Origin of the sequence: Pseudomonas protegens, from assembly GCF_003732485.1 — a bacterium.
GTDB classification, from domain to species: domain Bacteria; phylum Pseudomonadota; class Gammaproteobacteria; order Pseudomonadales; family Pseudomonadaceae; genus Aquipseudomonas; species Aquipseudomonas protegens_B.
Genome location: NZ_MOAK01000053.1, coordinates 145,270 through 151,791, shown reverse-complemented (window position 1 = coordinate 151,791; position 6,522 = coordinate 145,270). Strand labels below are relative to the sequence as shown.

Genomic DNA, 6,522 nt, shown 5'->3' with positions numbered 1-6,522 from the left:
AAGCAGATCGGCTTCACCCTGATCTCCCTGACCCTGTCGCTGATCGCGGTGCTGATCCCGCTGTTGTTCATGGCCGACGTGGTGGGCCGACTGTTCCGCGAATTCGCCATCACCCTGGCGGTGGCGATCCTGATTTCCCTGGTGGTGTCCCTGACCCTGACCCCGATGATGTGCGCGCGGCTGCTCAAGCGTGAGCCCAAGCCTGAAGAGCAGGGGCGCTTCTATCGCGCCAGCGGGGCCTGGATCGACTGGTTGATCGAAAGCTACGGGCGCAAGTTGCAGTGGGTGCTCAAGCACCAGTTCCTGACCCTGATGGTGGCCGTCGGCACCCTGGGCCTGACCGTGTTGCTCTATCTGGTGGTGCCCAAGGGCTTCTTCCCGGTGCAGGACACTGGGGTCATCCAGGGTATTTCCGAGGCGCCGCAGTCGGTGTCCTTCGCCGCCATGAGCCAACGCCAGCAAGACTTGGCGAAGATCATCCTGCAGGACCCGGCGGTGCAAAGCCTGTCGTCCTACATCGGCGTCGACGGCGACAACGCCACCCTCAACAGTGGCCGCCTGCTGATCAACCTCAAGCCCCACAGCGAGCGTGACCTGAGCGCGACCCAGGTGATCGCGCGGATTCAGCCCGAGGTGGACAAGCTGCTGGGCATCCGCCTGTTCATGCAGCCGGTGCAGGATTTGACCATCGAAGACCGGGTCAGTCGTACCCAGTATCAGTTCAGCCTGTCGTCGCCGGACGCCGAGCTGCTGAGCCTGTGGAGCAATCGTCTGGTGGAAGCCCTGGCGCAACGTCCGCAGCTCACCGACGTGGCCAGCGACCTGCAGGACAAGGGCTTGCAGGTGTATCTGGTGATCGACCGCGATGCGGCGTCCCGGGTCGGGGTTTCGGTGTCGAACATCACCGACGCCCTGTACGACGCCTTCGGCCAGCGACAGATTTCCACCATCTACACCCAGGCCAGCCAGTACCGGGTGGTGCTCCAGGCCCAGGCCGGCGAGCGCATCGGACCCCAGGCCCTGGAGCAGATTCACGTCAAGACCACCGACGGCGGGCAAGTGCGGCTGTCGAGCCTGGCCCATGTCGAGGAGCGCCAGGCGCAACTGGCCATCGCCCATATCGGCCAGTTCCCGGCGGTGATGATGTCCTTCAACCTGGCGCCCGGTGTGGCCCTGGGGGAGGCGGTGAACGTCATCGAGCAGGTGCAGCAGGAGATCGGCATGCCGGTAGGGGTGCAGACCCGCTTCCAGGGCGCGGCGGAGGCCTTCCAGGCCTCGCTGTCGAGCACCTTGCTGCTGATCCTGGCGGCGGTGGTGACCATGTACATCGTCCTGGGCGTGCTCTATGAGAGCTACATCCACCCGATCACCATCCTCTCCACCTTGCCTTCGGCGGCGGTGGGGGCCTTGCTGGCGCTGATCCTCAGCGGCAACGACCTGGGCATGATCGCCATCATCGGCATCATCCTGCTGATCGGCATCGTCAAGAAGAACGCGATCATGATGATCGACTTCGCCCTCGACGCCGAACGCCATCAGGGCATGGCCCCGGAACAGGCCATCTATCAGGCGGCGCTGCTGCGTTTCCGGCCGATCCTGATGACCACCCTGGCGGCGCTGTTCGGTGCCGTGCCGCTGATGCTGGCCACGGGTTCCGGCGCTGAGCTGCGCCAGCCCCTGGGCCTGGTGATGGTGGGCGGCCTGTTGGTGAGTCAGGTGCTGACCCTGTTCACCACGCCGGTGATCTACCTGTACTTCGACCGCCTGGGTCGGCGCTTCGGCAAGCGTGAAGACGCCCAAGAGGTGGAGGCATGAAGGGCCGCAGCAAGCCTCAAGCCTGGGGCGTTCAGCCATGAACCTGTCCGGACCGTTCATCAAGCGCCCGGTGGCGACCATGCTCCTGAGTCTGGCGATCATGTTGCTGGGCGGCGTGAGCTTCGGCCTGCTGCCGGTGTCGCCGCTGCCGCAGATGGATTTCCCGGTGATCGTGGTCCAGGCCAGCCTGCCCGGGGCCAGTCCCGAGGTCATGGCGTCCACCGTGGCCACGCCCCTGGAGCGCTCCTTCGGCGCCATCGCCGGGGTCAACACCATGAGCAGCCGCTCCAGCCAGGGCTCGACCCGGGTGATCCTGCAGTTCGACCTGGACCGCGACATCAATGGTGCGGCGCGGGAAGTGCAGGCGGCCATCAACGCTTCGCGCAACCTGCTGCCCAGCGGCATGCGCAGCATGCCCACCTACAAGAAGGTCAACCCGTCCCAGGCGCCGATCATGGTGCTGTCCCTGACCTCCGATGTGCTGGAGAAGGGCCAGCTCTACGACCTGGCCTCGACCATCCTGTCCCAGAGCCTGTCCCAGGTGCAGGGCGTGGGCGAAGTGCAGATCGGCGGCAGCTCCTTGCCGGCGGTGCGCATCGAGCTGGAGCCGCAGTTGCTCAACCAGTACGGCGTGGCCCTGGACGATGTGCGCAACGCCATTGCCAACGCCAACCAGCGCCGGCCCAAGGGCTCGGTGGAGGATGACCAGCGGCTGTGGCAGATCCAGGCCAACGACCAGCTGGAAAAGGCCCGCGACTACGAGCCGCTGATCATCCATTACAACAACGGCGCGGCCCTGCGCCTGAAAGACGTGGCCAAGGTCAGCGACGGCGTGGAAGACCGCTACAACAGTGGTTTCTTCAACGACGATGCGGCGGTGCTGCTGGTGATCAACCGCCAGGCCGGGGCCAACATCATCGAGACGGTGAACGAGATCAAGGCCCAGTTGCCGGCGTTGCAGGCGGTGCTGCCGGCCAGCGTCAAGCTCAACCTGGCCATGGACCGCTCGCCGGTGATCAAGGCCACTCTGCACGAGGCGGAGATGACCCTGTTGATCGCCGTGGCCCTGGTGATCCTGGTGGTGTTCCTGTTCCTCGGCAATTTCCGCGCGTCGGTGATCCCGACCCTGGCGGTGCCGGTGTCGCTGGTGGGCACCTTCGCCATCATGTACCTGTACGGTTTCTCCCTGAACAACCTGTCGCTGATGGCGCTGATCCTCGCCACCGGGCTGGTGGTGGACGACGCCATCGTGGTCCTGGAGAACATTTCCCGGCATATCGACGAAGGCATCGCGCCGATGAAAGCGGCGTACCTGGGGGCCAAGGAGGTGGGGTTCACCCTGCTGTCGATGAACGTGTCGCTGGTGGCGGTGTTCCTCTCGATCCTGTTCATGGGCGGGATCATCGAGAGCCTGTTTCGTGAGTTCTCCATCACCTTGGCGGCGGCCATCGTCGTCTCCCTGGTGGTGTCCCTGACCCTGACCCCGATGCTCTGCGCCCGCTGGCTCAAGCCCCACACCCCGGGTCAGGAAAACGCCCTGCAACGCTGGAGCCGGCGCAGCAACGAGTGGATGGTGGGCAAGTACGCCACCAGCCTGGACTGGGTGCTGCGGCACAGGCGCCTGACCCTGCTCAGCCTGCTGCTGACCATCGGCGTCAACGTGGCCCTGTACGTGGTGGTGCCCAAGACCTTCATGCCCCAGCAGGACACCGGCCAGTTGATCGGCTTTGTCCGCGGCGACGACGGCCTGTCCTTCAGCGTGATGCAGCCGAAGATGGAGATCTTCCGCCGCGCCGTGCTCAAGGACTCGGCGGTGGAAAGCGTGGCCGGCTTTATCGGCGGCAGCAACGGCACCAACAATGCCTTCATGCTGGTGCGCCTCAAGCCGATCAAGGAGCGCAATATCTCGGCGCAGAAGGTCATCGAGCGTCTGCGCAAGGAAATGCCCAAGGTGGCCGGTGCCCAGCTGATGCTGATGGCCGACCAGGACCTGCAGTTCGGCGGCGGCCGCGAGCAGACCACCTCGCAGTACTCCTACATCCTGCAAAGCGGCGACCTGGGCGAGCTGCGCCAGTGGTACCCGAAAGTGGTCACTGCACTGCGGGCCCTGCCGGAGCTCACGGCCATCGATGCCCGGGAAGGCCACGGCGCCCAGCAAGTGACTCTGATCGTCGACCGTGACCAGGCCAAGCGCCTGGGGGTGGACATGGACATGGTCACCGCCGTGCTCAACAACGCCTACAGCCAGCGGCAGATCTCCACCATCTACGACAGCCTCAACCAGTATCAGGTGGTGATGGAGGTCAACCCGAAATACGCCCAGGACCCGATTACCCTGAATCAGGTGCAGGTGATCACCAGCGAGGGCGCGCGGATTCCCTTGTCGACCATCGCCCACTATGAAAACAGCCTGGAAGACGACCGGGTCAGCCACGAGGGGCAGTTCGCCTCGGAAAGCATTTCCTTCGATATGGCCGAAGGCGTGACGGTGGAGCAGGGCACCGCCGCCATCGAGCGGGCGATCGCCAAGCTGGGCATGCCCGAGGACGTGATCGTCAAGATGGCCGGCACTGCCGATGCCTTCGCCGCCACCCAGAAGAGCCAGCCGTTCATGATTCTCGGGGCGCTGCTGGCGGTGTATCTGGTGCTTGGGGTGCTCTATGAAAGCTACATCCACCCGCTGACCATCCTCTCCACCCTGCCATCGGCCGGGGTCGGCGCCTTGCTCTCGATCTACGTGCTGGGCGGCGAGTTCAGCCTGATCTCGCTGCTGGGGCTGTTCCTGCTGATCGGGGTGGTGAAGAAGAACGCGATCCTGATGATCGACCTGGCGCTGCAGTTGGAGCGCCACCAGGGCCTGGACCCGCTGCAATCGATCCGCAGTGCCTGCCTGCAGCGCCTGCGACCGATCCTGATGACCACCCTGGCGGCGATTCTCGGTGCCTTGCCCCTGTTGCTGGGCAACGCCGAAGGCTCGGAAATGCGCCAGCCCCTGGGCCTGACCATCATTGGCGGCCTGGTCTTCAGCCAGATCCTGACCCTTTACACCACCCCGGTGGTCTACCTCTATCTCGATCGCCTGCGCCACAAGTTCAACCACTGGCGTGGGGTCCGTACCGATGCTGCTCTGGAAACGCCGCTATGACCGACCATTCGTCCCGTCCTGTTTCTCCGCTGTCCGCCCAGCGCCTGGCCATGGCCCGGGGTTCGCGGGCCTTGAGCCTGGGCCTGTGCGTGCTGCTGCTCAGTGCCTGCGCCATCGGTCCCGACTACCAGCGGCCCCAGGTGGCCGAACCCGTGCACTACAAGGAGGCCCAGGGCTGGCGTCAGGCCAACCCCAGCGACGCCCTGGCCCGAGGCGCCTGGTGGGAGCTGTACGGTGACACCCAGCTCAACGGCCTGATCGAGAAGCTCAACAGCGCCAACCAGACCGTCGCCCAGTCGGAAGCGCAATACCGTCAGGCCCAGGCCCTGGTGCGCAGTTCCCGGGGGGCGTTCTTTCCCAGTGTCGACCTGAGCGCCGGCAAGACCCGGGCCAGCCAGGGCACCGGCAGCAGCAGTTCGGCCCTCAGCAGTTCCAGCAGCGGTATTCGCGACACCTACAACACTCAGTTGGGGGTGAGTTGGGAGGCGGACGTCTGGGGCAAGCTGCGCCGCGGCCTGGAAGCCAATGAAGCCAGTGCCGAGGCGAGCTTTGCCGATCTGGCGGCCATGCGCCTGAGCCAGCAGTCCGAGCTGGTGCAGAACTACCTGCAGCTGCGGGTGATCGATCAGCAGAAGCGTTTGCTGGAAGCCACGGTGGCGGCCTACCAGCGGTCCCTGACCATGACCCAGAACCAGTATCAGGCCGGGGTATCCGGCAAGGATGCGGTGGCCCAGGCCCAGACCCAGCTCAAAAGCACCCAGGCCGACCTGATCGACCTGATCTGGCAGCGGGCGCAGTTCGAGAACGCCATCGCGGTGCTGATCGGCGTGCCGCCGGCGGAGTTCAACCTGGCAGAAAGTACCCGCATTCCCGAGTTGCCCCAGGTGCCCTTGGCGGTGCCCTCGCAACTGCTGGAGCGACGCCCGGACATCGCCTCGGCGGAGCGCTCGGTGATCGCCGCCAACGCCAATATCGGCGTGGCCAAGGCCGCCTATTACCCGGACCTGACCCTGAGCCTGGCCGGTGGCTACAGCAGCAGTACCTACGCCGACTGGATCAGCCTGCCGAACCGGTTCTGGTCGGTGGGACCCAAGCTCGCCATGACCCTGTTCGACGGTGGCCAGCGCTCGGCGGAAGTGGATCGCACTGAAGCGGCCTACGACCAGACCGTGGCCAAGTACCGACAGACCGTGCTCGACGGTTTCCGCGAGGTGGAGAACTACATGGTCCAGCTCAAGGTCCTGGAAGACGAGGCCCAGGTGCGTCAGCAGGCCCTGGATTCGGCACGGGAGGCCCTGCGCCTGACCGAGAACCAGTACAAGGCCGGGTTGATCGCCTACCTGGACGTGGTCAGCAGCCAGACCACCGCCTTGAGCAACGAGCGCAGCGTCCTCAGTCTGCTGCAGAGCCGGTTGATTGCCAGCGTGCAATTGATCGCCGCGCTGGGCGGCGGCTGGGATGGTCAGTTGCAGGCCAGCGAGCAGAAATAGGCCCGGGGGAAGCTAGCGAACCCGGTTTCCTGCCACCCTTGCAAGGCAAGGCCCTGCGACGAGCGCTGCCTT

General features: G+C 65.2%; 3 protein-coding genes. All 3 read left to right on the top strand.

The features are described 5' to 3' along the window. A partial coding sequence (locus tag BLX41_RS35320) for an efflux RND transporter permease subunit (protein WP_259744881.1) occupies positions 1–1,815 on the top strand: 1,815 nt, incomplete at its 5' end. A gap of 37 nt (positions 1,816–1,852) precedes the next feature. After that, positions 1,853–4,960, top strand: coding sequence for an efflux RND transporter permease subunit (locus BLX41_RS13790; RefSeq protein ID WP_123725339.1), 3,108 nt, complete (start codon positions 1,853–1,855; stop codon positions 4,958–4,960). Then, entirely contained in the window at positions 4,957–6,450 is a 1,494-nt protein-coding gene (locus BLX41_RS13785) for an efflux transporter outer membrane subunit (protein WP_123725338.1), read from the top strand. Before BLX41_RS13790 ends, BLX41_RS13785 begins: the two co-directional genes overlap by 4 nt. Positions 6,451–6,522: the final 72 nt, after the last annotated feature.

Excerpts from the sequence above, each read along its gene's own strand:
- BLX41_RS13785 (WP_123725338.1), top strand. The coding sequence starts at position 4,957 with ATGACCGACCATTCGTCCCGTCCTGTTTCTCCGCTGTCCGCCCAGCGC.
- BLX41_RS13790 (WP_123725339.1), top strand. The coding sequence starts at position 1,853 with ATGAACCTGTCCGGACCGTTCATCAAGCGCCCGGTGGCGACCATGCTC.